This is a genomic window from Burkholderia orbicola, assembly GCF_900100915.1.
Taxonomy (GTDB): domain Bacteria; phylum Pseudomonadota; class Gammaproteobacteria; order Burkholderiales; family Burkholderiaceae; genus Burkholderia; species Burkholderia orbicola.
The window spans coordinates 2,959,416-2,985,008 of record NZ_FNKW01000001.1; the positions used below are offsets into that span (position 1 = coordinate 2,959,416).

General features: G+C 65.8%; 20 protein-coding genes. 14 read left to right on the forward strand and 6 right to left on the reverse strand.

What is annotated here, in order from left to right; translation table 11 throughout:
- Positions 1-40 precede the first annotated feature (40 nt).
- From BLS50_RS14160 to fixL, 4 genes are all read right to left on the reverse strand, one after another.
- Complete coding sequence (locus tag BLS50_RS14160) at positions 41-2,128, reverse strand: M3 family metallopeptidase (RefSeq protein WP_074802471.1); 2,088 nt, start codon at positions 2,126-2,128, stop codon at positions 41-43.
- Between the two features lie 310 nt (positions 2,129-2,438).
- The gene (gene folD, locus BLS50_RS14165; protein WP_023477455.1) at positions 2,439-3,299 is read right to left on the reverse strand and encodes a bifunctional methylenetetrahydrofolate dehydrogenase/methenyltetrahydrofolate cyclohydrolase FolD; all 861 of its coding nucleotides are present in this window, start codon (positions 3,297-3,299) and stop codon (positions 2,439-2,441) included.
- A 252-nt stretch (positions 3,300-3,551) separates the two neighbouring features.
- Positions 3,552-4,190, reverse strand: a complete 639-nt coding sequence (fixJ, locus tag BLS50_RS14170; RefSeq protein WP_006493245.1) for an oxygen response regulator transcription factor FixJ — start codon at positions 4,188-4,190, stop codon at positions 3,552-3,554.
- Positions 4,187-6,703, reverse strand: a complete 2,517-nt coding sequence (fixL, locus tag BLS50_RS14175; protein WP_074802472.1) for an oxygen sensor histidine kinase FixL — start codon at positions 6,701-6,703, stop codon at positions 4,187-4,189. Before fixL ends, fixJ begins: the two co-directional genes overlap by 4 nt.
- Positions 6,704-6,976: 273 nt before the next feature.
- Between fixL and aceE the strand changes: the two genes are divergently transcribed.
- The 3 genes from aceE to lpdA all read left to right on the forward strand — a co-directional run bounded on the left by aceE (position 6,977) and on the right by lpdA (position 13,434).
- On the forward strand, positions 6,977-9,673 hold the full coding sequence (gene aceE, locus BLS50_RS14180; RefSeq protein ID WP_074802473.1) for a pyruvate dehydrogenase (acetyl-transferring), homodimeric type: 2,697 nt from the start codon (positions 6,977-6,979) through the stop codon (positions 9,671-9,673).
- Positions 9,674-9,741: 68 nt separating this feature from the next.
- Positions 9,742-11,385: a dihydrolipoyllysine-residue acetyltransferase gene (gene aceF, locus BLS50_RS14185; protein ID WP_074802474.1), complete on the forward strand. Its 1,644-nt coding sequence runs from the start codon at positions 9,742-9,744 to the stop codon at positions 11,383-11,385.
- 288 nt (positions 11,386-11,673) lie between these two features.
- A complete protein-coding gene (gene lpdA / locus BLS50_RS14190; protein ID WP_074802475.1) occupies positions 11,674-13,434 on the forward strand; it encodes a dihydrolipoyl dehydrogenase in 1,761 nt (586 codons plus the stop codon).
- A gap of 191 nt (positions 13,435-13,625) precedes the next feature.
- Here lpdA and BLS50_RS14195 read toward each other — a convergent pair whose 3' ends face one another.
- Complete coding sequence (locus BLS50_RS14195; protein WP_006478382.1) at positions 13,626-14,192, reverse strand: phasin family protein; 567 nt, start codon at positions 14,190-14,192, stop codon at positions 13,626-13,628.
- Between the two features lie 654 nt (positions 14,193-14,846).
- Here BLS50_RS14195 and pbpG point away from each other — a divergent pair.
- A complete protein-coding gene (gene pbpG / locus BLS50_RS14200) occupies positions 14,847-16,013 on the forward strand; it encodes a D-alanyl-D-alanine endopeptidase (RefSeq protein ID WP_027805345.1) in 1,167 nt (388 codons plus the stop codon).
- 118 nt (positions 16,014-16,131) lie between these two features.
- Here pbpG and BLS50_RS14205 read toward each other — a convergent pair whose 3' ends face one another.
- Positions 16,132-16,941, reverse strand: a complete 810-nt coding sequence (locus tag BLS50_RS14205; protein WP_006478384.1) for an IclR family transcriptional regulator — start codon at positions 16,939-16,941, stop codon at positions 16,132-16,134.
- 183 nt (positions 16,942-17,124) lie between these two features.
- On the opposite strand from BLS50_RS14205, the gene BLS50_RS14215 reads away from it, so the two are divergent.
- The 10 genes from BLS50_RS14215 to hscA all read left to right on the forward strand — a co-directional run bounded on the left by BLS50_RS14215 (position 17,125) and on the right by hscA (position 25,591).
- The gene (locus tag BLS50_RS14215) at positions 17,125-17,847 is read left to right on the forward strand and encodes a (Fe-S)-binding protein (protein ID WP_074802477.1); all 723 of its coding nucleotides are present in this window, start codon (positions 17,125-17,127) and stop codon (positions 17,845-17,847) included.
- A 37-nt stretch (positions 17,848-17,884) separates the two neighbouring features.
- On the forward strand, positions 17,885-19,297 hold the full coding sequence (locus BLS50_RS14220) for a lactate utilization protein B (protein WP_074802478.1): 1,413 nt from the start codon (positions 17,885-17,887) through the stop codon (positions 19,295-19,297).
- 128 nt (positions 19,298-19,425) lie between these two features.
- Positions 19,426-19,653, forward strand: coding sequence for a hypothetical protein (locus tag BLS50_RS14225; RefSeq protein ID WP_006478387.1), 228 nt, complete (start codon positions 19,426-19,428; stop codon positions 19,651-19,653).
- Positions 19,654-19,754: 101 nt separating this feature from the next.
- Positions 19,755-20,237 (forward strand): low molecular weight protein-tyrosine-phosphatase, encoded by a 483-nt coding sequence (locus tag BLS50_RS14230; protein WP_074802479.1) that lies wholly within the window; start codon positions 19,755-19,757, stop codon positions 20,235-20,237.
- Between the two features lie 114 nt (positions 20,238-20,351).
- Positions 20,352-20,891: a Fe-S cluster assembly transcriptional regulator IscR gene (iscR, locus tag BLS50_RS14235; RefSeq protein WP_006401955.1), complete on the forward strand. Its 540-nt coding sequence runs from the start codon at positions 20,352-20,354 to the stop codon at positions 20,889-20,891.
- Between the two features lie 65 nt (positions 20,892-20,956).
- Positions 20,957-22,180, forward strand: coding sequence for an IscS subfamily cysteine desulfurase (locus BLS50_RS14240; protein WP_011549460.1), 1,224 nt, complete (start codon positions 20,957-20,959; stop codon positions 22,178-22,180).
- Between the two features lie 67 nt (positions 22,181-22,247).
- The gene (iscU, locus tag BLS50_RS14245) at positions 22,248-22,655 is read left to right on the forward strand and encodes a Fe-S cluster assembly scaffold IscU (protein ID WP_006478389.1); all 408 of its coding nucleotides are present in this window, start codon (positions 22,248-22,250) and stop codon (positions 22,653-22,655) included.
- A 65-nt stretch (positions 22,656-22,720) separates the two neighbouring features.
- Positions 22,721-23,044: an iron-sulfur cluster assembly protein IscA gene (gene iscA / locus BLS50_RS14250; protein ID WP_011549461.1), complete on the forward strand. Its 324-nt coding sequence runs from the start codon at positions 22,721-22,723 to the stop codon at positions 23,042-23,044.
- 96 nt (positions 23,045-23,140) lie between these two features.
- On the forward strand, positions 23,141-23,668 hold the full coding sequence (hscB, locus tag BLS50_RS14255) for a Fe-S protein assembly co-chaperone HscB (protein WP_006491598.1): 528 nt from the start codon (positions 23,141-23,143) through the stop codon (positions 23,666-23,668).
- Positions 23,669-23,722: 54 nt separating this feature from the next.
- Complete coding sequence (gene hscA / locus BLS50_RS14260) at positions 23,723-25,591, forward strand: Fe-S protein assembly chaperone HscA (protein ID WP_074802480.1); 1,869 nt, start codon at positions 23,723-23,725, stop codon at positions 25,589-25,591.
- Positions 25,592-25,593: the final 2 nt, after the last annotated feature.

The window sequence follows — 25,593 nt, forward strand, 5'->3', positions numbered from 1 at the left end:
TCGATGCAGCCTGAACAACTGGAAGGGCCGGGCGGCGCGCTCAGTGCGCGGACGCGGCCATCCCGTTGTGGCGCAGCAGTGCGTCGATCTGCGGCTCGCGGCCGCGGAACGCCTTGAACGACTCCATCGCCGGGCGGCTGCCGCCGACCTCGAGGATTTCGCGGCGATAGCGCGTGCCGGTTGCCGCGTCGAGTACGCTGCCGCTGGCGGCCGCCGCTTCCTCGAACGCCGCGTACGCATCGGCCGACAGCACTTCGGCCCACTTGTAGCTGTAGTAGCCGGCCGCATAGCCGCCCGCGAAGATGTGGCTGAACGTGTTCGGCCAGCGCGAGAACGCCGCCTGCGGGATCACGTGATAGCGCTCGTTGATCTCGCGCGCGAACGCGGTCACGCCGGTGGCGCCGGCCGGGTCGAAGTCGACGTGCAGCAGCATGTCGAACATCGAGAACACGATCTGGCGCAGCGTGCCGAGCCCACTCTGGAAGTTCTTCGCGGCGATCATCTTGTCGAACAGCTCGCGCGGCAGCGATGCGCCCGTATCGACGTGCGACGACATCGACGACAGCACGTCCCATTCCCAGCAGAAATTCTCCATGAACTGCGACGGCAGTTCGACCGCATCCCATTCGACGCCGTTGATGCCTGACACGCCGAGCTCGTCGACGCGCGTGAGCATGTGATGCAGCCCGTGGCCGAATTCATGGAACAGCGTGATCACTTCGTCGTGCGTGAAGCACGCGGGCTTGCCGCCGACCGGCGCGGAGAAGTTGCAGGTCAGGTACGCGACGGGCGTCTGCACGTCGCTGCCGCGCTTCGCGCGCGAACGCGCGTCGTCCATCCAGGCGCCGCCGCGCTTGCCTTCGCGTGCGTACAGGTCGAGATAGAACTGCGCGACGAGCGAGCCGTCGCGGTTCTCGACGCGGAAGAAGCGCACGTCCTTGTGCCATACCGGCGCGTCGTCCGGCTTGATCTTCACGCCGAACAGCGTTTCGGTGACGGTGAACAGCCCCTTCAGCGCGGCCGGTTCCGGGAAGTACTGCTTGACCTCGTTTTCCGAGAACGCATAGCGCTGCTGGCGCAGCTTCTCGGCCGCGTATGCGACGTCCCACGGCGCGAGTTCGGCGAGGCCGAGCTCCTTCGCGGCGAAGGAGCGCAGCTCGTCCCAGTCCTTGTCCGCGTGCGGGCGGGCGCGGGTCGCGAGATCCTCGAGGAATGCGATCACCTGCTGCGGCGATTCGGCCATCTTCGGCGCGAGCGACACTTCGGCGAAGTTGCGGTAGCCGAGCATCTGCGCCTCTTCGCGGCGCAGCTTCAGCGCGTCGACGACGATCGCCGTGTTGTCCCATTCGGCCTTGCCGTCGCCGTACTGCGGCCCGAGCTCCGACGCGCGCGTCGCATAGGCGCGGTAGAGCGTCTCGCGCAGCGCGCGGTTGTCCGCGTACTGCAGCACCGGGAAGTACGACGGGAAATGCAGCGTGAATTTCCAGCCTTCCTTGCCGTCCTTTTGCGCGGCTTCGCGGGCAGCCTCGATCGCGTCGCCGGGCAGGCCGGCCAGCTCGGCTTCATCGGTGACGAAGTACGCGTACGCGTTGGTTGCATCGAGCACGTGATCGGAGAATGCCTTCGACAGCGCGGCCTGCTGTTCCTGCAGTTCCGCGAAGCGCGGCTTCTGGTCCTCGGGCAGCTCGGCGCCCGACAGGCGGAAGTCGCGCAGCGCATTGTCGAGGATCTTCTTGCGTTCGGCAGACAGCGTCGCGTATTCGGCGCTCGCAGCGATCGCCTTGTACTTTTCGTACAGCGCGAGATTCTGGCCGACGCTCGACCAGAACTCGGTCACGCGCGGCAGGTTTTCACCGTAGGCGGCGCGCAGTTCGGGCGTGTCGGCGACCGCATTCAGGTGGCCGACGATGCCCCATGCGCGGCCGAGCGGCTCCGTGGCCTGCTCGACCGTCTCGACGACGGCGGCCCAGGTCGACGGCGTGTCGCTCGCGCTCGCCGCTTCGACCGCGCGGCTGGCGGCGTCGAGCAGCGTATCGAGCGCGGGCGTCACGTGTTCCGGGCGGATCTCGCCGAAACGGGGCAGGCCGGAGAAGTCGAGAAGGGGATTGGTGTTGGCGCTGGCGGACATTGAGACTCCCTGTCTGTTGCCGGATGAACCGGGATGAAAAGGGTGAGGCGCGATGAAGCGGCGCCCGATACCGACATTATTGGGGCGCATCGTGCGCTTTCCAATCGTTAGTTTCTAATGACGCGATTGACGCAGGGTCGGATGTGGGCGCCCGGCCAGGGGCGGCCGGCCAAGGGCGACCGGCCAAGGGCGACCGGCGGCGGGCGAGCAGCAAGGTGCATCGGCGCGCCGGCCGGCGCGATGCAGCCGCGCGATTGCGGCTGGCGAGGCGCCGGCGCGCGGACCGCGCACCGGCTGGGCAAAGGCAGCTTCAGGCCGCGGCGGCCGCGGCGCGTTCGGCGGATTCGATCGTGTTGATCAGCAGCATCGTGATGGTCATCGGGCCGACGCCGCCCGGCACCGGCGTGATGTAGCCGGCGACTTCCTTCACGCCCGCGAAATCGACGTCGCCGCACAGCTTGCCTGCGTCGTCACGGTTCATGCCGACGTCGATCACCGTCGCGCCCGGCTTCACCATGTCGGCGGTCAGGATGTTGCGCTTGCCGACCGCGGCGACCACGATGTCGGCCTCGCGCGTATGCGCGGCGAGGTCGCGCGTCTTGCTGTGGCAAATCGTCACGGTCGCGCCGGCGTCGAGCAGCATCATCGCCATCGGCTTGCCGACGATGTTCGAGCGGCCGATCACGACCGCGTTCGCGCCCTGCAGCGCAATGCCGTGCGCTTCGAACATCTTCATCACGCCGTACGGCGTGCACGGGCGGAACAGCGGCTTGCCGGTCATCAGCGCGCCGGCGTTCGCGACGTGAAAGCCGTCGACGTCCTTTTCCGGCGCGATCGCCTCGATCACCTTGTGGCTGTCGATGTGCGCGGGCAGCGGCAGCTGGACGAGGATGCCGTGGATCTTCGGGTCGCGGTTCAGTTCGTCGATGCGCGCGAGCAGGTCGGCTTCGGACAGCGTGGCCGGGTACGCATCCTTCAGCGAGAAGAAGCCGTTGTCCTCGCACGCCTTGATCTTGTTGCGCACGTAGACTTCGCTCGCCGGGTTCGCGCCGACGAGGATCACCGCGAGACCCGGCTGGTGGCCGCGTGCGGTCAGCGCGGCGGCGCGTTCGGCGGCCTGGGCGCGCAAGGTCTTCGAAAGGGCGTTGCCGTCGATGAGGAGGGCTGTCATGGTGGTGGGTCCTGCCGGGAAGTTGGAATGCGGGCGTACGGCGCGCGAAGCGCCGTAGCAAAGCACGTAATTATACCGTTCGCCTGCTGCCGTCCGACAGCGAATCAACGGGAAGCGTCATGGCCGCGGCGCTCGCGCGCCGGGAGAAACGACCGCCGCCGCGCGAGTGGGCCGCATCGCGCGGGGCGGCAAACACCGGTTGCGGGCCGGGCGGCCGGCGGTGGGCCGTGCCGCCGCGGCCGGAGAACCCGCTCAGGCCTGCTTCTTCGACAGCGCGAGGCGCAGCAGGTCGGCCACCGTGTTGACGTTGAGCTTTTCCATGATGTTCGCGCGGTGCGCCTCGACCGTCTTGATGCTGATGCCGAGGTCGTCGGCGATCTGCTTGTTCAGGCGGCCCGCGATGATCCGCTCGAGCACCTGCTGCTCGCGCGCGGTCAGCTTCGACAGGCGTTCGCTCGCGGCACGCTGCTCCTGCACGCTCTTGCTTTCGCTTCGGGCCTTGTCGAGCATCCGCTCGACGAGCTTGCGCAGCTCGGCTTCGTCGAACGGTTTCTCGATAAAGTCCATCGCACCCTTTTTCATCGTCGACACGGCCATCGGCACGTCGCCGTGACCGGTGACGAAGATGATCGGCAGCGCGGCATTGTCGGCGATCAGGCGTTCCTGCAATTCGAGGCCGCTCATGCCCGACATCCGCACGTCGAGGATCAGGCAGGCGATCTGGCCGGCCTGCTGCGCCGGCTGATAGGCATCGAGGAACTGCTCGGCGCTCGAGAAGCATTGCACGCGATAGCCGTTCGCCTCCAGCAGCCAGCGCAGCGAGTCCCGTACGGCCTCGTCGTCGTCGACGACAAAGACGGTTTCCTGAGTGGTGGTGACAGGGCTATTCATAGTTCTCCCGTAACGGTATGTGATGCCGATGCCTCGCGCCCCCCTTGGCCGAGATCAGCGGGTTCCCCAATGGGCAGGCTGCAGTGGAACGTCGCGCCGGAAATGCGGCCATCCGGCTCGACGTTGTTGACCACCCACAGACGCCCCCGATGCGATTCGATGATCGAACGGCAGATGTTCAGCCCCATGCCCATGCCGTCGGACTTGGTGCTGTAAAACGGTTCGAACAGGCGCTCGGCGGTCGCTTCGTCGACGCCCGGGCCCTGGTCGATCACACGGATGTCGACGAAGCCCGCATCGATGTCGGCGACCACGCGGATCACGCCGTCCGCCGACGCCGGCTTCACGTCGGCCATCGCCTCGGCTGCGTTCTTCATCAGGTTCATCAGCACCTGTTCGATCAGCACGGGGTCGACATAAATAATAGGCATTCTTGCGAGGATTTCCGTGACGATCCGGATCCTGCGCTTTCTGGCCTCGATTTCGGCCAGCCCGACCGCATCGGCGACGATGTCCGCGACCCGCGCCGGCTGGCGCTTCGGCTCGCTGCGCTTCACGAATTCGCGAATCCGCTTCACGATCATCCCGGCCCGCAGCGCCTGCTGCGCGGTCTTTTCCAGTGCGGGCTGCAGCGTCTCGGGCGTGCCGCGGCCGCTCTTCACGAGCGCGAGCGTGCCCGAGCAGTAGTTGTTGATTGCGGCGAGCGGCTGATTCAATTCGTGAGCAATCGACGACGCCATTTCGCCCATCGTCATCAATCGGCTCGTGAACTGCAGTTTCTCTTCCTGCTGGTGCGCGAGCTCCTGCGCCTTCTTGCGGGTCGTGATGTCGGTCGCGATCTGCATCTGCGCGAGGTGGCCGTCCACCCACTGGATGTACTGGCGGCGCACCTCGAACCACTTCTGGATGCTCTCGACGTACACCTCCTGCGCATCGGCGGTGCTGCTCGTCAGCGCGGCGGCCGGCAGGCCCGCGAACGCGTCGACCATGTCGATCGAGTCGGACGATGCCTGCGCGCGATCGAAGCCACCGCCCGACAGCTCCAGATGGCCATCCGGGCGGATGCCGAACAGGTGGCGGTAGTAGCGGTTCGCGAACAGCAGCTCGGCTTCGTCGGCGGCCAGCACCGACACCGCGGCGTCGAGGCTTTCGAGCACCGTCGTGAAGCGTTCGTGCGCGGCCGCGAGCTCTTCGCGCGCGCGCTTCGGCTCGGTGATGTCGGTCATCGACGACATCCAGCCGGTCTGGCGGCCCGAACTGTCGATCAGCGGCGACACGTACAGGCGCGCGTGGAACAGCGTGCCGTTCTTGCGCCGCACGCGCAGCTCGAAGCCCGAGCTTGGCGCCTTGCCGCGCAGCGTCATGTCGAGCTGGCGCTGCATTTCCGGGTACGCGTCGCGCGGCCAGTACGGGAACGGCGCGACCTTGCCGACGAGATCGGTTTCGTCCCAGCCCGTCATCCGGCAGAACGCGGGGTTCACGTGCGTGATGCGGCCGTGCATGTCGAGCACGCGCATGCCGATCAGCACCGAGTTTTCCATCGCGCGGCGGAAGAACGCTTCCGCGTACAGCGCCTGCTGCGCCTCGAAGCGCTGGCGCGTGTGCTTCCACAGGCTCCAGAGGCTCCACAGCACGAAGCACGACAGGCCGGCGACGAGCCACACGAGCGTGTTGTTGGTCAGGTTGGTGAGCTGCGGGAACGCGTACACGCGCACCGTCAGCCCCTGGCCGGGCGGGTCGAGCGGAAGATCGTAGTGCGAGTCGCGCGGCAGGCGCGGGCGTGTCGACGTGGACGACAGTTCGCGGTTGTTCGAATCGGTGATGGAGATCTTGTACTTCGACGACAGTTCCTGCGGGATGTCGTGCTTCAGGATGCCCTCGACCGAGAACACCGCGGCGATCGAGCCGAGATATTCGCGGTCGCCGCGCATCACGGGCGTCTGCAACGTGATGAAGCCGTTGCCGAAGTCATCGTAGATCAGCGGAGAATAGGCCTGGCGGCGCGTGCTGCGCGCCTCGTCGTACGCGCCGCGCACGGCGTCCCGCATCTGCGCGTCGCCAGGCTTCGCGAGGCGCTGGCCGAGCAGCGGCGGATGCACGGTCGGCCAGCGCTGCACGCCGGGCGCCGTGTACCAGTTCAGGTAGAGGATTTCCGGATGCGTCTGCATCACGTCCGCGACGGCCATCTGGAATGCGTTCTGGTCGAGGCGGCCGGACGCGAGGTCGCGCGACAGCGCCTGCAACTGTTCCTGCGCGCCCGTCATCGACAGGCGGATCTGCTGCTGGGCCCACGCGACGTTGCGGAACAGGGTGTCTTCCTGCTGCTGCTGTTCGCGCCGGTTGAGGCTCCACAGAATGAGGCTCATCACCACGAGGAACACCAGGATCGACAGCAGCGGCGTCAGCAAATAGGAGTTGGACCACCACGGTCCGTGGTGCCAACGGGACGGCTGCGACTCCGCCGGCGGGCCCGGCGGTCGCGCCGAGCGTGCGAAAAGCCGATCGGTCAACATGGCAGGATTGTAGCGCAGCGCAATACATGGAAAACCGATACCGGATATGTTGAACGGAAACGGTTTTGTTCGGACGAGACGGGCCGCGGAGCCCCGAAATATGGGTGCAGCGCAGCAATATTCCGCATTACGAGAAAAGATCTCACAATTCGAAAATTTTGTTGCGCAGGCCCGTCCACGCTCATTACAATCCGTCGGAGCTTGCCCGCAGCCGGCCGCGTCGCGTCGTCTGCACGAGAGCGATCCTCACATTCCAGGACCCAGGAGACGAGAATGTCCGCTGTACCGAACGAAGTGATGAAATATGTCGCCGCCGAACGTGACGACGACCCGCAAGAAACCGTCGAGTGGCTGGAGTCGCTCGATGGCGTGATCTCCTCCGTGGGCACCGGCCGTGCGCATTACCTGATCGAAAAGCAGATCGAATTCGCCCGCATGCACGGCGAACACCTGCCGTTCTCCGCCAATACCCCGTACATCAACACGATTCCGGTCGAAGCCCAGGCAAAGATTCCGGGCGACCAGGACATCGAGCACCGCATCCGCTCGTACACGCGCTGGAACGCGCTGGCGATGGTGCTGCGCGCAGGCAAGGACACGAACGTCGGCGGCCACATCGCGTCGTTCGCATCGGCGGCGACGCTCTACGACGTCGGCTACAACCACTTCTGGCACGCAGCGTCCGACCAGCACGGCGGCGATCTCGTGTTCGTGCAGGGCCACTCGTCGCCGGGCGTGTACTCGCGCGCGTTCCTGCTCGGCCGCCTGAAGGAAGAGCAGCTCGACAACTTCCGCCAGGAAGTCGACGGCAAGGGCATCTCGTCGTACCCGCACCCGTGGCTGATGCCGGACTTCTGGCAGTTCCCGACCGTGTCGATGGGTCTCGGCCCGATCATGGCGATCTACCAGGCCCGCTTCATGAAGTATCTGGAGTCGCGCGGCATCGCGAAGACGGAAGGCCGCAAGGTGTGGGCGTTCCTCGGTGACGGCGAGACGGACGAGCCGGAATCGCTCGGCGCGATCGGCATGGCGAGCCGCGAGAAGCTCGACAACCTCGTGTTCGTGATCAACTGCAACCTGCAGCGCCTCGACGGCCCGGTGCGCGGCAACGGCAAGATCATCCAGGAACTCGAATCGGAATTCCGCGGCGCCGGCTGGAACGTGATCAAGGTCATCTGGGGCAGCCGCTGGGATGCGCTGTTCGCGCGCGACAAGTCGGGCGCGCTGATGCGCCGCATGATGGAGTGCGTCGACGGCGAATACCAGACGTACAAGTCGGAGTCGGGCGCGTACGTTCGCGAGCACTTCTTCAACACGCCTGAACTGAAGGCGCTCGTCGCCGACTGGTCGGACGACGACATCTGGGCGCTGAACCGCGGCGGTCACGATCCGCACAAGATCTACGCGGCATTCCACGAAGCCACGAACACGAAGGGCGCGCCGACCGTCATCCTCGCGAAGACTATCAAGGGCTACGGGATGGGCGAGTCGGGCCAGGCGATGAACATCACGCACCAGCAGAAGAAGCTGCCGGTCGAGCAACTGAAGAAGTTCCGTGACCAGTTCCGCCTGCCGATCACCGACGAGCAGATCGCCGACGTGCCGTACCTGAAGTTCGAGGAAGGCTCGAAGGAACTCGAATACATGCGCCAGAAGCGCATGGACCTCGGCGGCTACCTGCCGCACCGCCGCGAGAAGGCGACGTCGCTGCCGGTGCCGGCGCTCGACGCGTTCGAGCCGCTCTTGAAGGGCACGGGCGAAGGCCGCGAGATCTCGACGACGATGGCGTTCGTGCGGATTCTGAACATCCTGCTGAAGGACAAGGCGCTCGGCAAGCGCGTCGTGCCGATCGTCCCGGACGAATCGCGTACGTTCGGCATGGAAGGCCTGTTCCGCCAGATCGGTATCTGGAACCAGGAAGGCCAGAAGTACGTGCCGGAAGATTCCGACCAGCTGATGTTCTACAAGGAATCGCAGACCGGCCAGATCCTGCAGGAAGGCATCAACGAAGCGGGCGGCATGTGCGACTGGATCGCGGCGGCGACGTCGTATTCGACGCACGGCGAGATCATGGTGCCGTTCTACATCTTCTACTCGATGTTCGGCTTCCAGCGGATCGGCGACCTCGCGTGGGCCGCGGGCGACATGCGTTCGCGCGGCTTCCTGCTGGGCGGCACCGCGGGCCGTACGACGCTGAACGGCGAAGGCCTGCAGCACGAAGACGGTCACTCGCTGCTGTGGGCGGCATCGGTGCCGAACTGCGTGAGCTACGATCCGACGTTCGGCTACGAACTCGCGGTGATCATCCAGGACGGCCTGCGCCGCATGGTGCAGGACCAGGAAGACGTGTACTACTACATCACGGTGATGAACGAGAACTACGAGCACCCGGCGATTCCGCAGGGCGAGCACGTGGCGGCCGACATCATCAAGGGCATGTACGCGTTCAAGAAGGCCGACACCGACAAGAAGGCACCGCGCGTCCAGCTGCTCGGCGCGGGCACGATCTTCAACGAAGTGATCGCCGCCGCCGACCTGCTGAAGAACGACTGGGGCGTCGCCGCCGACCTGTGGAGCGTGCCGAGCTTCACCGAACTCGCGCGCGAAGGTCATGAGGTCGAGCGCTGGAACCTGCTCCATCCGACCGAGGAGCGTCGCCTGTCGCACGTGCAGAAGTGCCTGAAGGACACGCAGGGCCCGGTCATCGCATCGACCGACTACGTCCGTGCGCTGGTCGACCAGATCCGTGGCCAGATCGATCGCCGCTTCGTCGTGCTGGGCACCGACGGCTTCGGTCGTTCGGACACCCGCGAGAAGCTGCGTCACTTCTTCGAGGTCGACCGTCACTGGGTCACCGTCGCCGCGCTCAACGCGCTGGCCGACGAAGGCACGATCGAGCGCAAGGTGGTCGCGGACGCGATCGCCAAGTACAACCTCGATCCGTCCAAGCCCAACCCGATGACCGTTTAACGCACACGCCGTGTGATGCCGCGCGCCGCTCCCGCGAGGAGCGCGCGCGGCCATGGAGACAGAAACAGATGAGTCAAGCGATCGAAGTGAAGGTGCCGGATATCGGCGATTACAAGGACGTGCCGGTCATCGAGATCGGCGTGAAGGTGGGCGATACGGTCGAGCCCGAGCAGTCGCTCGTCACGCTCGAGTCGGACAAGGCGACGATGGACGTGCCGAGCCCGGTCGGCGGCGTCGTGAAGGAAATCAAGGTCAAGGTCGGCGATTCCGTGTCGGAAGGCTCGCTGATCATCCTGCTCGAAGGCGGCGCTGGCGCGCAGGCGAACGGCGCGGCCGCGCCGGCCGCGGCTCCGGCTCCGGCTCCGGCAGCAGCACCGGCACCGGCACCCGCGGCTCCCGCTGCCGCACCGGCGGCGTCCGGCGGCACGCTGGAAGTGAAGGTGCCCGACATCGGCGACTACAAGGACGTCCCGGTGATCGAGATCGGTGTGAAAGTCGGCGACACGGTCGAGAAGGAACAGTCGCTCGTCACGCTCGAATCGGACAAGGCGACGATGGACGTGCCGAGCCCGGCCGCCGGCGTCGTGAAGGACATCAAGGTCAAGGTGGGCGATTCGGTGTCGGAAGGCACGCTGATCGTGCTGCTCGAAGCCGCCGGCGCACCGGCTGCCGCACCGCAGGCCAGCGCACCGGCTCCGGCCGCTGCCGCACCGGCGCCTGCTGCCGCACCGGCACCCGCGCCCGCGAAGGCTGCGCCGGCACCGGCTGCCGCCGCGCCGTCGGGCGAATACCGCGCCAGCCACGCATCGCCGTCGGTCCGCAAGTTCGCACGCGAACTCGGCGTCGACGTCGCGCGCGTGCAGGGTTCCGGTCCGAAGGGCCGCATTACGAAGGAAGACGTCACGGGCTTCGTGAAGGGCGTGATGACCGGCCAGCGCGCGGCACCCGCCGCGGCAGCCGCACCGGCAGGCGGCGGCGAGCTGAACCTGCTGCCGTGGCCGAAGGTCGACTTCTCGAAGTTCGGCCCGTTCGAAGCGAAGCCGCTGTCGCGCATCAAGAAGATCTCGGGCGCGAACCTGCATCGCAACTGGGTGATGATCCCCCACGTCACGAACAACGACGAAGCGGACATCACCGAGCTCGAAGCGCTGCGCGTCCAGCTGAACAAGGAGCACGAAAAGGCGGGCGTGAAGTTCACGATGCTCGCGTTCGTGATCAAGGCAGTCGTCGCCGCGCTGAAGAAATTCCCGACCTTCAACGCGAGCCTCGACGGCGACAACCTCGTGTTCAAGCAGTACTTCCACGTCGGTTTCGCGGCCGATACGCCGAACGGCCTCGTCGTGCCGGTGATCCGCGATGCGGACAAGAAGGGCCTCGTCGACATCGCGAAGGAAATGAGCGACCTGTCGAAGGCTGCGCGCGAAGGCAAGCTGAAGCCGGACCAGATGCAAGGCGGCTGCTTCTCGATCTCGTCGCTCGGCGGGATCGGCGGGACGAACTTCACGCCGATCATCAACGCGCCGGAAGTGGCGATCCTCGGGCTGTCGCGCGGCCAGATGAAGCCGGTGTGGGACGGCAAGCAGTTCGTGCCGCGGCTCATGCTGCCGCTGTCGCTGTCGTATGACCATCGCGTCATCGATGGCGCGGAAGCCGCGCGGTTCAATGCGTATCTCGGGGCGTTGCTCGGGGATTTCCGTCGCATCATTCTTTGATGAGCGTGGGAGTGGCTCGCGGGGGCGTGGGGTCGATGTCTGTGATCCTCGCCCTGTCGTTGAACCTGTTGCGCTAACGGTCTATTAGCGTCGCCCCTGCGCGGGGCGGCGGTCACTTTTCTTTGTCTTCCAAAGAAAAGTAACCAAAAGAAAGGCGCGTCCTTGGGCGGACGGCAAAGGTGGTTCCCGCCCGACGTCGCGTTCTCTTGTCAGGCCGCATGTAGGCAGGTTCCGTCTTTTCGCCAGTCCCTCCCTCTCTCTCTGCAGCTAATCAAGAAGGGGACAGTCATGAGTCTCATCGAAGTCAAGGTTCCGGATATCGGCGATTTCAGCGGCGTCGATGTCATCGAAGTCAACGTCAAACCCGGCGACGTGATCGAAAAAGAGCAAACGCTCATCACGCTCGAATCCGATAAAGCCTCCATGGAAGTGCCCAGCGACGTCGCCGGCACCGTCAAGGAAGTCAAGGTCAAAGCCGGCGAGAAAGTCTCGCAAGGCACCCTCATCGCCATCGTCGAAGCGTCGGCAGGCGCAGCCGCGCCCGCTCCCGCGAAAGCGCCCGAAGCGCCGAAGCCCGCAGCGCCCGCACCGGCTCCGGCCGCAGCCGCGCCGCAAGCCGGCAGCTACAGCGGCGCCGCCGACATCGAGTGCGACATGCTCGTGCTCGGCGCCGGCCCCGGCGGCTACTCGGCCGCGTTCCGCGCCGCCGACCTCGGCATGAAGACCGTACTCGTCGAACGCTATTCGACGCTCGGCGGCGTCTGCCTGAACGTCGGCTGCATCCCGTCGAAGGCGCTGCTGCATACGTCGCTCGTCGTCGAGGAAGCCGCGGCGCTCGCGTCGCACGGCATCACGTTCGGCAAGCCGCAGGTCGATCTCGACAAGCTGCGCGACTTCAAGGGCGGCGTCGTCAAGAAACTGACGACGGGCCTCGCCGGCATGGCGAAGGCACGCAAGGTCGAAGTGGTCACCGGCGTCGGCGCGTTCGTCGATCCGTTCCACATGGAAGTGCAGGGCGAAAACGGCAAGAAGGTCGTCAAGTTCAAGCAGGCGATCATCGCCGCCGGCTCGCAAGCCGTGAAGCTGCCGTTCATGCCGGAAGATCCGCGCGTCGTCGATTCGACGGGCGCGCTCGAACTGCGCCAGTTGCCCAAGCGCATGCTCGTGATCGGCGGCGGCATCATCGGCCTCGAAATGGCCACGGTGTACTCGACGCTCGGCGCCGAGATCGACGTCGTCGAAATGATGGACGGCCTGATGATGGGCGCCGACCGCGATCTCGTGAAGGTCTGGGAAAAGTACAACGCGAAGCGCTTCGGCAACGTGATGCTGAAGACCAAGACGGTCGGCGCGGAAGCGAAGGAAGACGGCATCTACGTGAAGTTCGAGGGCGAGAAGGCGCCGGCGGAAGCGCAGCGCTACGACCTCGTGCTCGTCGCGGTGGGCCGCAGCCCGAACGGCAAGAAGATCGGTGCCGACAAGGCCGGCGTCGCGGTCACCGACCGCGGCTTCATCGACGTCGACAAGCAGATGCGCACGAACGTGCCGCACATCTTCGCGATCGGCGATATCGTCGGCCAGCCGATGCTCGCGCACAAGGCCGTGCATGAAGGCCACGTCGCCGCGGAAGCCGCGCACGGCGAAAAGGCGTACTTCGACGCACTGCAGATCCCGTCGGTGGCCTACACCGATCCGGAAGTGGCGTGGGCCGGCAAGACCGAAGACCAGTGCAAGGCCGAAGGCATCAAGTACGGCAAGGCCGTGTTCCCGTGGGCCGCTTCGGGCCGCGCGATCGCGAACGGCCGCGACGAAGGCTTCACGAAGCTGATCTTCGACGAGGAAACCCATCGCGTGATCGGCGGCGCGATCGTCGGCCTGAACGCGGGCGACCTGATCAGCGAAGTGTGCCTCGCGGTCGAGATGGGCGCGGACGCGGAGGACATCGGCAAGACGATCCATCCGCACCCGACGCTCGGCGAATCGGTCGGCATGGCCGCCGAGCTGTACGAAGGCGTCTGCACGGACCTGCCGCCGCAGCGCAAGAAGTAACGCGACCGGCACGGCCGGCCACGCGCCGGCCATGACAAAACGCCGCCGCCCGGGTAATCCGGGCGGCGGCGTTTTCTTTTGCGTGGCGCGTGACAGGCTCGAATGTGGCGGGCAGTTGCCGCTCGCGCGCATTCCGGCGCCAGAAACGAAAAAGCCGCGCTGGGCGCGGCTCTTTCAGGAGCAGGGGACGCTTACGCGGCCGGCTTGCTCGAACGACGTGCGGCAGCGGCGGTGGCAGCCTTCGTTGCGACGGCAGCAGCGGCGTTGAAGTTCGTTTCAGCGATTTCCACTGCTTGCTTCGTGGCCTTCTGAACCGTTTCGTACGTGGTGTTCGCAGCGTTCAGCGCCGACTTCAGTGCGGCGACGGCCGTTTCCGAACCGGCCGGGGCATTCTTCGCGACGTTGTCGACGAGTGCCTGGACCTTCTTGTTCTGCTCTTCGAATTGCGCTTCGGCGACCTTCGCGAACTCGGCTTGCGTCGACGATGCGATTTCGTACAGGTGACGACCGTACGACAGCACCTTTTCCGCGACCGGCTGCGACAGGCTCGCTTGCAACGCGATCAGTTCCTGCGCGTCCTTCACCGACAGCAGGCGCTGCGCGTTTTCCTGGCTCTCGGTCAGCGTCGACTTCACGACCTGCAGGTTGAGTTCGATCAGCTTTTCGACGCCTTCGAATGCCTTGGTCGTCAGACCGAACAGGCTTTCGAGGTTGGCTTTCTGGGCGGCGGCGATTTGCTCGGGGGTCAGCAAGGACATGTCAGGCTCCTGAAAAGCGATCGCGTCGATCGCAGAATAAAGGGCACTACGCTGGGGAACTTCGGCGCCGCGTGCTTTGTGCAACGCAGCAATGAGGCCTATTTTAGGGCAGAGAGCACGGATGTCAAGCACTTTTTGTGCGTTGCACAATCGCGACAAATTATCGATAAAACAACGAGTTATCGCGGTCGTTCGGAATCGGTTTCAGGCTTGTTCCCACATGGTGCGCACGGTGGCGGGGCAAGCGCGCCGCACCATGATCATGCACAGGTAAACCTGACAGGCCCATGGAACGTTATCCTTCTGTTCTTGTCGAAAAACGCGCTGTTTCGATGCGCGTGCCGTGGCGACGTGCCGCCGCCACGGTCGAGACCGGCGCCTGTGGCACGCCGAGCACCGGATACGTACTTTCCCCGCTTTAAATCGCCTCCGAAGTGACGTTATCTCAATTAACCGTGCGGTAATCGGGAGACGGGCGCTGTCGGGCAGTGCATCCCATGGATTTTTTCGATGGGATCGGAAGGGTCGATTGGCCGGAGGTTGGCCGACTCTTACATTCCGGTTTAAAGACGATCGGTAAGTGCCTAATATTGCTCTTTTTTTCAGCTTTAACTACACTTGCGGAAACCTCCCGCCCGCTTTGTCCAGACCCCAATGAAAGCCGAATCGTTTTCACCGCGCAGATTGTTGCAGAGCATGACGCTCGGCACCGCTGTGTCGGTCGCAGTCGCGTTGCTGGCGACCACCGCGTCCGTCACGCCCGCCGACGCCTTCGCCGCCACTGCGAAGACCCAAGCCGCCAAGAAAAAGGCCGTCGCTCCTGCTTCGTCAGCGAAGAAGAAGTCGGCCAAGGCGACCACCGATAAATCCGCCAAGGTCGCCGCGGCCGATGCGCCGCGCGCGAAAGCGTCGCGCAAGCGCATGACGCTCGCGGCGAACAGCGTGCATGGCGGCCATCGCGGCGCGGTGCGCAAGGTCGCGTTCCAGCCGCGCCGTCCGACGGTCGGCCAGGCGTTCGGCCTGCACGACACGCCCGACGCGCTCGCGCTGCGCTCCAGCGTCGCGTACGTCGTCGACCAGAATTCCGGCGAGCCGCTGTTCGACAAGAATTCGCACGCGGTCGTGCCGATCGCGTCGATCTCGAAGCTGATGACGGCCATGGTCGTGCTCGACGCGAAGTCGCCGATGACCGACCAGCTCGAAGTCACCGACGAAGACCGCGACTACGAGAAGGGCACGGGCTCGCGCCTGTCGGTCGGCTCGGTGCTGTCGCGCGAGGACATGCTGCACATCGCGCTGATGGCATCGGAAAACCGTGCGGCGGCCGCGCTGTCGCGTTACTACCCGGGCGGCCGTCCGGCGTTCATCGCGGCGATGAACGCGAAGGCGAAGGCGCTCGGCATGACCGATACGCACTTCGAGAATTCGACCGGCCTGTCGAGCTCGAACGTGTCGAGCGCGCGCGACCTCGTGAAGATGGTCAATGCGGCGTACCAGTACCCGATGATCCGCCAGTTCTCGACCGATCGCACCTACGAGGTGTACACGGGCAAGCGCAACCTGGTCTACAACAGCACCAACGCGCTGATCCGCGGCAACGGTTCGTGGGACATCGGCCTGCAGAAGACGGGCTTCATCAACGAAGCGGGCGAATGCCTCGTGATGCAGGCGACGATCCACGGCCGGCCGATGGTGATGGTGCTGCTCGATTCGTTCGGCAAGTACTCGCGCTTCGCCGACGCCTCGCGGCTGCGCAACTGGCTCGATGCCGGCGGCGGCGAGCGTCTGACGGCGGCCAACACGCCGGCCGGCGGCACCTGATCGTGTGCGGCGGTTCGCCGCCGTGTCGATGGCCGCAACGAAAAAGCCCCGCAATCGCGGGGCTTTTTTTATCCGGTGAAACCGGAGTCGGAGCCGGAAGCGGGGCCGACGGCGCGGCTCACGCCTGCCGCTGCAGCCCGTCCACGTCCTTCTCGGGCGCCGGCCGGTAGCCGAGCGATTCCGAGATGGTGAGCGCTGTCCGGCTCAACTGGCCGAGCCACGCGTCCTGCAGGCGATCGGCGGGTGCCGACAGCGACAGGCCCGCGACGAGCTTGCCCGAATCGTCGTAGATGCCGGCCGCGATGCAGCGCACGCCGAGTTCGAGCTCCTCGTTGTCGCGCGCGCACGATTGCTGGCGGACGATCGTCAGCTCGCGCTCGAGCTTCGCGATGTCGGTGATGCTGTTCTGCGTATGGCCGGACAGCCCCGTGCGGGTCGCATAGGCCCGCACGCGCGACGTTTCGTCGGCCGCGAGAAACAGCTTGCCGACCGACGTGAGGTGCAGCGGCGCGCGGCCGCCGATCGCGCGGACGACCTGCATTCCCGAGCGCTCGGAGTACGCGCGCTCGATATAGACGATCTCGTCGCCCTGGCGCACCGACAGGTTCACGGTCTGCCCGGTGAGACGGTGCAGCTCGCGCATCGGCATCAGCGCTGCGTCGCGCACCGACAGGCGTGCCTTCACGAGGTTGCCGAGCTCGAGCAGCCGCATGCCGAGGCGGTAGGTGCCGGGATCGGAGCGGTCGACGAGGCGGCAGGTCACCATGTCGTTGAGGATGCGGTGCGCGGTCGACGGGTGCAGCTCCGTGCGCTGCGCAAGTTCCTTCAGGCTGACAGGGTCGCTGTGCGCGGCGAGCGCGTCCAGCAACCGCATCATGCGTTCGATCACCTGGATCGACGTTTTTGAATCCGGGGTGGGTTGGCTCATGTCGGGGGAGGAATCGGTTGACGCGTCAAGCGGTGTTGGAACGATTGTATCTCGTATCGTGAAAAAAGCGAACGCCGTTCGAGGAAGTCCTCGTTTCGCGCACCGCGGGCTTGCGCACGGGCCGGCGTTGGTCTTGCCAGCCAAACGTCGGATAATGAGAGCCGTTTTCTCGAAGGAGCACGTATGCGAGTCGGTTTGTTCGTGACCTGCCTGGTCGACCTGATGCGCCCCGAAATCGGCTTTTCGGCGCTCAAGCTGATTCGCGACGCCGGCTACGAAGTGATCGTGCCGCCCGCGCAGACCTGCTGCGGCCAGCCGGCCTACAACTCGGGCGATCGCGCGCTCGCGCGCGATCTCGCGGAAAAGACGCTGCGCGAGTTCGAGCAGTTCGATTACGTCGTCGCGCCGTCGGGTTCGTGCGGCGGGATGATCCGCGCGCACTACGGCGACTTGTTCCGCGACGATCCCGAACTGATGGGGCGCTACACGCGGTTCCAGCAGAAAGTCCACGAACTGACCGATTTTCTCGCGAACGTCGCGAAGGTGTCGCTCGCGCCGGGCGAATTCACCGGCCCGGTCACCTATCACGATTCGTGCTCGGGCCTGCGCGAACTCGGCGTGAAGGCGCAGCCGCGTGTGCTGCTCGCGCAGCGCGGCGTCGCGGTGACCGAGATGAAGGATTGCGAGCACTGTTGCGGCTTCGGTGGCACGTTCGCGGTCAAGTACGGCGACATCTCGGCCGCCATCGCGGACGAGAAATGCGCGAACGTGCGCGCGTCGGGCGCGGGCACCGTCGTGCTCGGCGATCTCGGCTGCATGCTGAACATCGAAGGGCGGTTGCGCCGCACCGGCGACCGCGACACGCGCGTGCTGCACGTCGCGCAGGTGCTGGCGGGCGACGTCTGACGCCCGGTTCCGCTCACTTTCCTCCCCCGATACCGCGATGCAAGTCCAATCGATGCATTTCAAGGCGCGCGCTGGCCAGAAACTGGCCGACCAGCGCCTGCAGCAGAACCTGAAGAAGCTGTCGACGAAGTTCGTGTCCGCGCGCGCCGACGCGATGACGCTGATCGACTTCCCGGCCACGCGCGCCGCGCTCAAGGCGCGCCGCAACCGCGCGCTGGAGCATCTCGACGTGTGGCTCGAGGCATTCGAGCGCGAGGCGACGCGGCGCGGCACGACGGTGCTGTTCGCGGAAACGACCGCGGACGCCGCGCGGCTCGTGGCCGACATCGCACGCCGGCACAACGTGAAGAAGGTCATCAAGACCAAGTCGATGGTGTCCGAGGAAATGCGCCTGAACGCGGTGCTCGCGGAGATGGGCGTGCAATCGATCGAGACGGACCTCGGCGAATACATCCTGCAGATCAACGACAACGAGCCGCCGAGCCACATCATCGCGCCCGTCGTGCACAAGGACAAGGACGAGATCGCCGACCTGTTCGCGCGCACGCACCAGCGCGAGCGGCTCACCGAGATTCCGGACATGACGCGCGAGGCGCGCGAGGTGCTGCGCCCGCATTTCATGTCGGCCGACATGGGTGTGACGGGCGGCAACTTCGTGATTGCCGAGACGGGCTCGGTCGCGATCGTGACGAACGAAGGGAACGAGGGGATGTGTACGGTGATGCCGCGCGTGCATGTCGCGGTGACCGGCATCGAGAAGGTGCTGCCGACCCTCGAGGATCTCGCGACCGCGATGCGCCTGCTGCCGCGTTCCGCGACCGGGCAGAAGACGTCGAATTATTTCTCGCTGCTGACCGGGCCGCGCGGGCCGGGCGACGAAGACGGCCCCGAGCACAACTACGTGGTGCTCGTCGACGGCGGCCGCACCGGCCTGATCGGCGGCGAATTCCAGGAGATGCTGCGCTGCATCCGCTGCGGCGCCTGCATGAACCATTGCCCGGTGTATCAGAAGGTCGGCGGCCACGCGTACGGCTGGGTCTATCCGGGGCCGATGGGCTCGGTGCTGACGCCGAGCTACGTCGGGCTCGACCGTGCGCTCGACCTGCCGCAGGCGGCGACGCTGTGCGGCGAATGCGACAGCGTCTGTCCGGCCGGGATTCCGTTGTCGCACCTGTTGCGCACGCTGCGCGAGAAGCAGGTCGAGCGCCACCTGCGGCCATGGCGCGAGCGCGCGGCGCTCGCCGCGTGGGGCTTCTTCGCCCGGCGGCCGTTGCTGTATGCGCTGACGACCAAGCTCGCGGTGCGCATCCTCGAGCGGCTGGGCGGCAACGGCGGCACGCTGCGGCGCTTGCCGATGATGGGCGGCTGGATGGATACGCGCGACATGCCGACGCCGACCGGGCGCACCTTCCGCGAGCTGTATGCGGCGTCGCAAAGTCATCTCGGCTGACACTGTTCAGCGGGCAGCAACAGTGCGTTCGCTATTTGTATATTTATCTCGATAGATGCGATCTATAGAATCTCGTCTGTAGTCCCCGGAATTGGGTTTCGGGGTACGAGGTCAAGGAGGTCCGCATCATGAAAAAGACAATATCGATGTACTGGCCGCTGGCAATCGTGGTCCCGCTGGCAGCGGTTGCCTATCTGCATGCGATGGCCGGTGCGCCGTCGCGCGGCCCGCTCGCGGTTCACCAGGCGTCCGCTGAACTGGCGCGCGCGGTGTCGTTCGGGCTGGTCGGCGACGCGGCGCAGCCGCTGCCGGCGGCATCCGGCGACATGGTGCTCGCTGCGCCGAAGGCGCTGTAAGCCATGGCGCCGTCGCTTTGCGCGGCGGCGCGATTCCGGTCGCCTTTGTATAATGGCGTGTTCTTCTCCTACGCGGTCCGCCGCGGCTTTTCGATAGTGCGATGACCCGCGTTGCGATCTGTTTCGTCTGTCTCGGCAACATCTGCCGTTCGCCCACCGCGGAAGGCGTGATGCGCCACCAGGTCGACGCGGCCGCGCTGGCCGACCGGATCGCGATCGATTCGGCCGGCACCGGCGACTGGCACGTGGGCGAGCCGCCCGATACGCGGGCGCAGGCGGCCGCCCGCAGCCGCGGCTACGATCTGTCGGCGCTGCGCGCGCGGCAGGTGAGCGCGGCGGATTTCGAGCAATTCGACCTGCTGCTCGCGATGGACGAGGCGAATCTCGCCGAACTGCGCCGCCGTTGCCCGCCGCAGCATCGCGAGAAAGTGCGCCTGCTGATGGAATTCGCGCCGGGCGCGACCGAAACCGAAGTGGCCGATCCGTATTTCGGCGGCGCGCAGGGCTTCGAACAGGTGCTCGACCAGGTCGAGCGCGCGTGCGCGGGCCTGCTGGAGACGCTCCGCGCGCGTACGGCGCGCTGACCGCACGCTATTCAGCGGTCTGCGAATACCCTTTCAAAGACATGGATACTTGACTAAAAACGTCAAATATTTATACTTGACCAAAATCGTCAAGATTGCAGTCCCCTAGACACCATGAGACTCACCACCAAAGGCCGTTTCGCCGTCACGGCGATGATTGACTTGGCACTGCGCCAGGAGCAGGGCCCGGTGACGCTTGCAGGCATCAGCCAGCGCCAGCGGATTTCGCTCTCGTATCTCGAACAGCTGTTCGGCAAGCTGCGCAGGCATGAAATCGTCGAATCCGTGCGCGGCCCGGGCGGCGGCTACAACCTCGCGCGTCGCGCGCAGGACGTCACCGTTGCCGACATCATCATCGCGGTCGATGAACCGCTCGACGCCACGCAGTGCGGCGGCAAAGGCACGTGCGACGGCTCGAAGCAGCCCGACGGTCATTGCATGACGCACGAGCTGTGGTCGACGCTGAATCAGAAGATGGTCGAATACCTCGATTCGGTGTCGCTGCAAGATCTCGTCGATCAGCAGCGCGCACGCGAGGGCGCCCCCGCGGTGCTGCGCGACCGTCGCGCGCCGGAGCCCGTCGCCGCACCGGCCGAGCCCGTGCGCACGATGCCGCTCGGCCCCAATTCGGTGTTCAACATCGCGAGTTCGTGAGCGCGAAAGCGCCCGCCAACCCCCATAACGCACATAGTCCCTGCACAGAATACCCGGAGCGACAGATGACCCAAGAGACTCTCCACCTGCCCATCTATATGGATTACAGCGCGACGACGCCCGTCGATCCGCGCGTGGTCGACAAGATGGTGCCGTACCTGCGCGAGCAGTTCGGCAACCCGGCGTCGCGCAGCCACGCCTACGGCTGGGACGCGGAGCGTGCAGTCGAGGAAGCGCGCGAACAGGTGGCGGCACTCGTGAACGCCGACCCGCGCGAGATCATCTGGACGTCCGGCGCCACGGAGTCGGACAACCTCGCGATCAAGGGCGCCGCGAACTTCTACAAGGGCAAGGGCAAGCACATCATCACGGTGAAGACCGAGCACAAGGCCGTGCTCGACACGTGCCGCGAGCTCGAGCGCGACGGTTTCGAAGTCACCTATCTCGACGTGAAGGATGACGGCCTGATCGACCTCGACGTATTCAAGGCCGCGCTGCGCCCGGACACGATCCTCGTGTCGGTGATGCACGTGAACAACGAGATCGGCGTGATCCAGGACATCGAGACGATCGGCGAAATCTGCCGTGAGAAGGGCATCGTGTTCCACGTCGATGCCGCGCAGTCGACCGGCAAGGTCGCGATCGATCTCGCGAAGCTGAAGGTCGACCTGATGTCGTTCTCGGCACATAAGACCTACGGCCCGAAGGGCATCGGCGCGCTGTACGTGCGCCGCAAGCCGCGCGTGCGCATCGAAGCGCAGATGCACGGCGGCGGTCACGAGCGCGGCATGCGTTCGGGCACGCTGCCGACGCACCAGATCGTCGGCATGGGTGAAGCGTTCCGTATCGCGCGCGAGGAAATGGCGACCGAGAACGAGCGCATCCGCATGCTGCGCGACAAGCTGCTGCGCGGCCTGTCGCAGATCGAGGAAACCTACGTGAACGGCGACATGGATCACCGTGTCCCGCACAACCTGAACATCAGCTTCAACTTCGTCGAAGGCGAGTCGCTGATCATGGCGATCAAGGACGTCGCGGTGTCGTCGGGCTCCGCGTGCACGTCGGCGTCGCTGGAGCCGTCGTACGTGCTGCGTGCGCTCGGCCGCAACGACGAACTCGCGCACAGCTCGATCCGCTTCACGGTCGGCCGCTTCACGACGGAGCAGGAAGTCGACTTCGTGATCAACCTGCTGAACAGCAAGATCGCGAAGCTGCGCGAACTGTCGCCGCTCTGGGAAATGCACCAGGAAGGCATCGATCTGTCGACGATCGAATGGGCCGCACACTGATACCGCATTGAATGCAACCGCGGGCGGATTGACGCACGCAGACGTAACGAGTCAAGGAGTCTGAGTCATGTCTTACAGCAACAAGGTTCTGGATCACTACGAAAACCCGCGCAACGTCGGTTCGTTCGCGAAGGACGACGACACGGTCGGCACGGGCATGGTCGGCGCGCCGGCATGCGGCGACGTGATGAAGCTGCAGATCCGCGTCGGCGCGGACGGCGTGATCGAAGACGCGAAGTTCAAGACCTACGGTTGCGGTTCGGCGATCGCATCGAGCTCGCTCGTCACCGAATGGGTGAAGGGCAAGACGCTCGACGAGGCACTGTCGATCAAGAACACGCAGATCGCCGAAGAACTCGCGCTGCCGCCCGTGAAGATTCACTGTTCGATCCTCGCGGAAGACGCGATCAAGGCAGCCGTGGCCGACTACAAGAAGCGCCACGACACCAAGGAAAGCGATCAGGCAGCAGCCTGAGCGGCATCGAGCGGCTAGGGAAGGAAACGCGGGGCCTCCAGGTGGGGCGCCGCGGCAAGGACATCATGGCAATTACACTGACCGAAAAAGCAGCACAGCACGTTCAGAAATACCTCGTCCGTCGCGGCAAGGGTGTGGGCCTGCGGCTTGGCGTTCGTACGACCGGGTGCTCGGGGCTCGCGTACAAGCTCGAGTATGTCGACGATCTGGCTCCCGAGGATCAGGTGTTCGAGAGCCATGGCGTGAAGGTCGTCGTCGATCCGAAGAGCCTCGCGTATATCGACGGCACCGAGCTCGACTTCGCCCGCGAAGGCCTGAACGAAGGGTTCAAGTTCAACAACCCGAACGTGAAGGACGAGTGCGGGTGCGGGGAATCGTTCCGCGTGTGACGCGGCTCCCTCCGCGCGATGCGGGCAAGAGGCGGCACGGGCCGCCTTTTTAATGTGCGGCGTTTGCCGCACGACGAACCGGAATTGAACGCGACGATGGTTTCGCTGAAAGACAGCCATTTCGACCTGTTTCACCTGCCGGCGCAATTCGCGCTCGACGAGACGGCGCTCGACGCCGCCTACCGGACGGTGCAGACGCAGGTGCATCCCGACCGCTTCGCGGCGGCCGGCGACGCGCAAAAGCGTATCGCGATGCAATGGGCCACTCGCGCGAACGAGGCGTACCGCACGCTGCGCGATCCGTTGAAGCGCGCGTCCTATCTGTTGTCGCTGCGCGGTGTCGACATCGGCGCGGAAAACAACACGGCGATGGAGCCTGCGTTCCTGATGCAGCAGATGGAGTGGCGCGAGGGCATCGAGGATGCCGCGGCCGCCCGCAACGTCGACGCGCTCGATGCGCTGCTCGCCGAGCTGCGCGACGAGAAGCGCGTGCGCGTCGAACGCCTCGGCACGCTGCTCGACAGCGGTGCCGACCAGGCCGCCGCGGAAGCCGTGCGTCAGCTGATGTTCATCGAACGGGTCGCGTCCGAAGTGGGCGCGCAGATCGAGCGCCTCGAAACTTAACCGCGTGCCTTGCGGCACGCGCAGCAAACGGGCCGAGCGCCCGAACGAACCAAGATGGCTTTACTGCAAATTTCCGAACCGGGCATGGCGCCGGCGCCGCACCAGCGGCGACTCGCCGTCGGGATCGATCTCGGCACGACGAACTCGCTGGTCGCCGCCGTGCGCAACAGCGTGCCTGAGGTATTGCCGGACGAAGCGGGCCGCGTGCTGCTGCCGTCGGTCGTCCGTTACCTCGAGAAGGGCGGCCGCCGCATCGGCCACGAAGCGAAGGAGCAGGCCGCGACCGATCCACGCAACACGATCGTGTCGGTCAAGCGCTTCATGGGCCGCGGCAAGGCCGAGGTCGAAGGCGCGGCGAACGCGCCGTACGAATTCGTCGATGCGCCAGGCATGGTGCAGATCCGTACGATCGACGGCGTGAAGAGCCCGGTCGAAGTGTCGGCCGAGATTCTCGCGACGCTGCGTTATCGCGCGGAAGATTCGCTCGGCGACGAGCTGGTCGGCGCGGTGATCACGGTGCCGGCTTACTTCGACGATGCGCAGCGCCAGGCGACCAAGGATGCCGCGCGTCTCGCGGGCCTCAACGTGCTGCGCCTGCTGAACGAACCGACCGCCGCGGCGATTGCCTACGGTCTCGACAACGCGGCCGAAGGCCTTTACGCGGTGTACGACCTCGGCGGCGGCACGTTCGACCTGTCGATCCTGAAGCTGACCAAGGGCGTGTTCGAGGTGCTGGCCGCGGGCGGCGATTCCGCGCTCGGCGGCGACGATTTCGACCACGCGCTGTTCGGCCACGTGCTCGCGCAGGCCGGGATCGACGCGAAGACGCTCGCGCCCGAAGACGTGCGCCTGCTGCTCGATCGGGTGCGCGTGCTGAAGGAAGCGCTGTCGTCGGCGCCCGAAGCGGCGCTCGACGTGACGCTGTCGAGCGGCGCGCACCTCGTGCAGACGATTTCGCACGATACCTTCGCGTCGCTCGTCGAGCCGCTCGTGCAGCGCACGCTCACGCCGACCCGCAAGGCGCTGCGCGATGCGCAGGTCACGCCGGCCGATATCAAGGGCGTCGTGCTCGTCGGCGGCGCGACGCGCATGCCGGTGATCCGCGCCGCGGTCGCGAAGTATTTCGGCCAGCCGCCGCTCGTGAACCTCGATCCGGATCAGGTCGTCGCGCTCGGCGCGGCGATCCAGGCCGATCTGCTAGCGGGCAATCGCGGCACCGGCGACGACTGGCTGCTGCTCGACGTGATTCCGCTGTCGCTCGGTGTCGAGACGATGGGCGGCCTCGTCGAGAAGATCATTCCGCGCAATTCGACGATTCCGATCGCGCGTGCGCAGGAATTCACGACCTTCAAGGACGGCCAGACCGCGATGGCGATCCACGTCGTGCAGGGCGAGCGCGAGCTCGTCGCCGACTGCCGGTCGCTCGCGCGCTTCGAGCTGCGCGGCATTCCGCCGATGACGGCGGGCGCCGCGCGTATTCGCGTGACGTATCAAGTCGACGCGGACGGCCTGCTGTCGGTGTTCGCACGCGAGCAGTTGTCGGGCGTCGAGGCATCGGTCGTCGTGAAGCCGTCGTACGGCCTCGCCGACGACGACATCGCGAAGATGCTGGAAGACAGCTTCAAGACCGCCGAAATCGACATGCGGGCTCGCGCGCTGCGCGAAGCGCAGGTCGAGGCCGAACGGATGCTCGAGGCGACGCAGGCCGCGCTGGCGGCCGACGGCGAACTGCTCGAGGCCGACGAGCGCGCGCAGGTCGATGCGCTGGCCGCGGCGTTGCGCGCGGTCGCGCAGGGCGACGATACGAATGCGATCGAAGCGGCGACCAAGGCGCTGGCCGACGGGACCGACGAATTCGCGGCACGCCGGATGGACAAGAGCATCAAGCGCGCGCTGTCGGGCCGCCGGCTCGACGAGATCTGAAC

Excerpts from the sequence above, each read along its gene's own strand:
- hscA (WP_074802480.1), top strand. The coding sequence starts at position 23,723 with ATGGCTTTACTGCAAATTTCCGAACCGGGCATGGCGCCGGCGCCGCAC.
- BLS50_RS14240 (WP_011549460.1), top strand. The coding sequence starts at position 20,957 with ATGACCCAAGAGACTCTCCACCTGCCCATCTATATGGATTACAGCGCG.
- BLS50_RS14225 (WP_006478387.1), top strand. The coding sequence starts at position 19,426 with ATGAAAAAGACAATATCGATGTACTGGCCGCTGGCAATCGTGGTCCCG.
- BLS50_RS14215 (WP_074802477.1), top strand. The coding sequence starts at position 17,125 with ATGCGAGTCGGTTTGTTCGTGACCTGCCTGGTCGACCTGATGCGCCCC.
- aceE (WP_074802473.1), top strand. The coding sequence starts at position 6,977 with ATGTCCGCTGTACCGAACGAAGTGATGAAATATGTCGCCGCCGAACGT.
- BLS50_RS14195 (WP_006478382.1), bottom strand. The coding sequence starts at position 14,192 with ATGTCCTTGCTGACCCCCGAGCAAATCGCCGCCGCCCAGAAAGCCAAC.
- fixJ (WP_006493245.1), bottom strand. The coding sequence starts at position 4,190 with ATGAATAGCCCTGTCACCACCACTCAGGAAACCGTCTTTGTCGTCGAC.
- BLS50_RS14220 (WP_074802478.1), top strand. The coding sequence starts at position 17,885 with ATGCAAGTCCAATCGATGCATTTCAAGGCGCGCGCTGGCCAGAAACTG.
- folD (WP_023477455.1), bottom strand. The coding sequence starts at position 3,299 with ATGACAGCCCTCCTCATCGACGGCAACGCCCTTTCGAAGACCTTGCGC.
- iscR (WP_006401955.1), top strand. The coding sequence starts at position 20,352 with ATGAGACTCACCACCAAAGGCCGTTTCGCCGTCACGGCGATGATTGAC.
- BLS50_RS14205 (WP_006478384.1), bottom strand. The coding sequence starts at position 16,941 with ATGAGCCAACCCACCCCGGATTCAAAAACGTCGATCCAGGTGATCGAA.
- iscU (WP_006478389.1), top strand. The coding sequence starts at position 22,248 with ATGTCTTACAGCAACAAGGTTCTGGATCACTACGAAAACCCGCGCAAC.
- aceF (WP_074802474.1), top strand. The coding sequence starts at position 9,742 with ATGAGTCAAGCGATCGAAGTGAAGGTGCCGGATATCGGCGATTACAAG.
- BLS50_RS14160 (WP_074802471.1), bottom strand. The coding sequence starts at position 2,128 with ATGTCCGCCAGCGCCAACACCAATCCCCTTCTCGACTTCTCCGGCCTG.
- lpdA (WP_074802475.1), top strand. The coding sequence starts at position 11,674 with ATGAGTCTCATCGAAGTCAAGGTTCCGGATATCGGCGATTTCAGCGGC.
- fixL (WP_074802472.1), bottom strand. The coding sequence starts at position 6,703 with ATGTTGACCGATCGGCTTTTCGCACGCTCGGCGCGACCGCCGGGCCCG.
- iscA (WP_011549461.1), top strand. The coding sequence starts at position 22,721 with ATGGCAATTACACTGACCGAAAAAGCAGCACAGCACGTTCAGAAATAC.
- BLS50_RS14230 (WP_074802479.1), top strand. The coding sequence starts at position 19,755 with ATGACCCGCGTTGCGATCTGTTTCGTCTGTCTCGGCAACATCTGCCGT.
- hscB (WP_006491598.1), top strand. The coding sequence starts at position 23,141 with ATGGTTTCGCTGAAAGACAGCCATTTCGACCTGTTTCACCTGCCGGCG.
- pbpG (WP_027805345.1), top strand. The coding sequence starts at position 14,847 with ATGAAAGCCGAATCGTTTTCACCGCGCAGATTGTTGCAGAGCATGACG.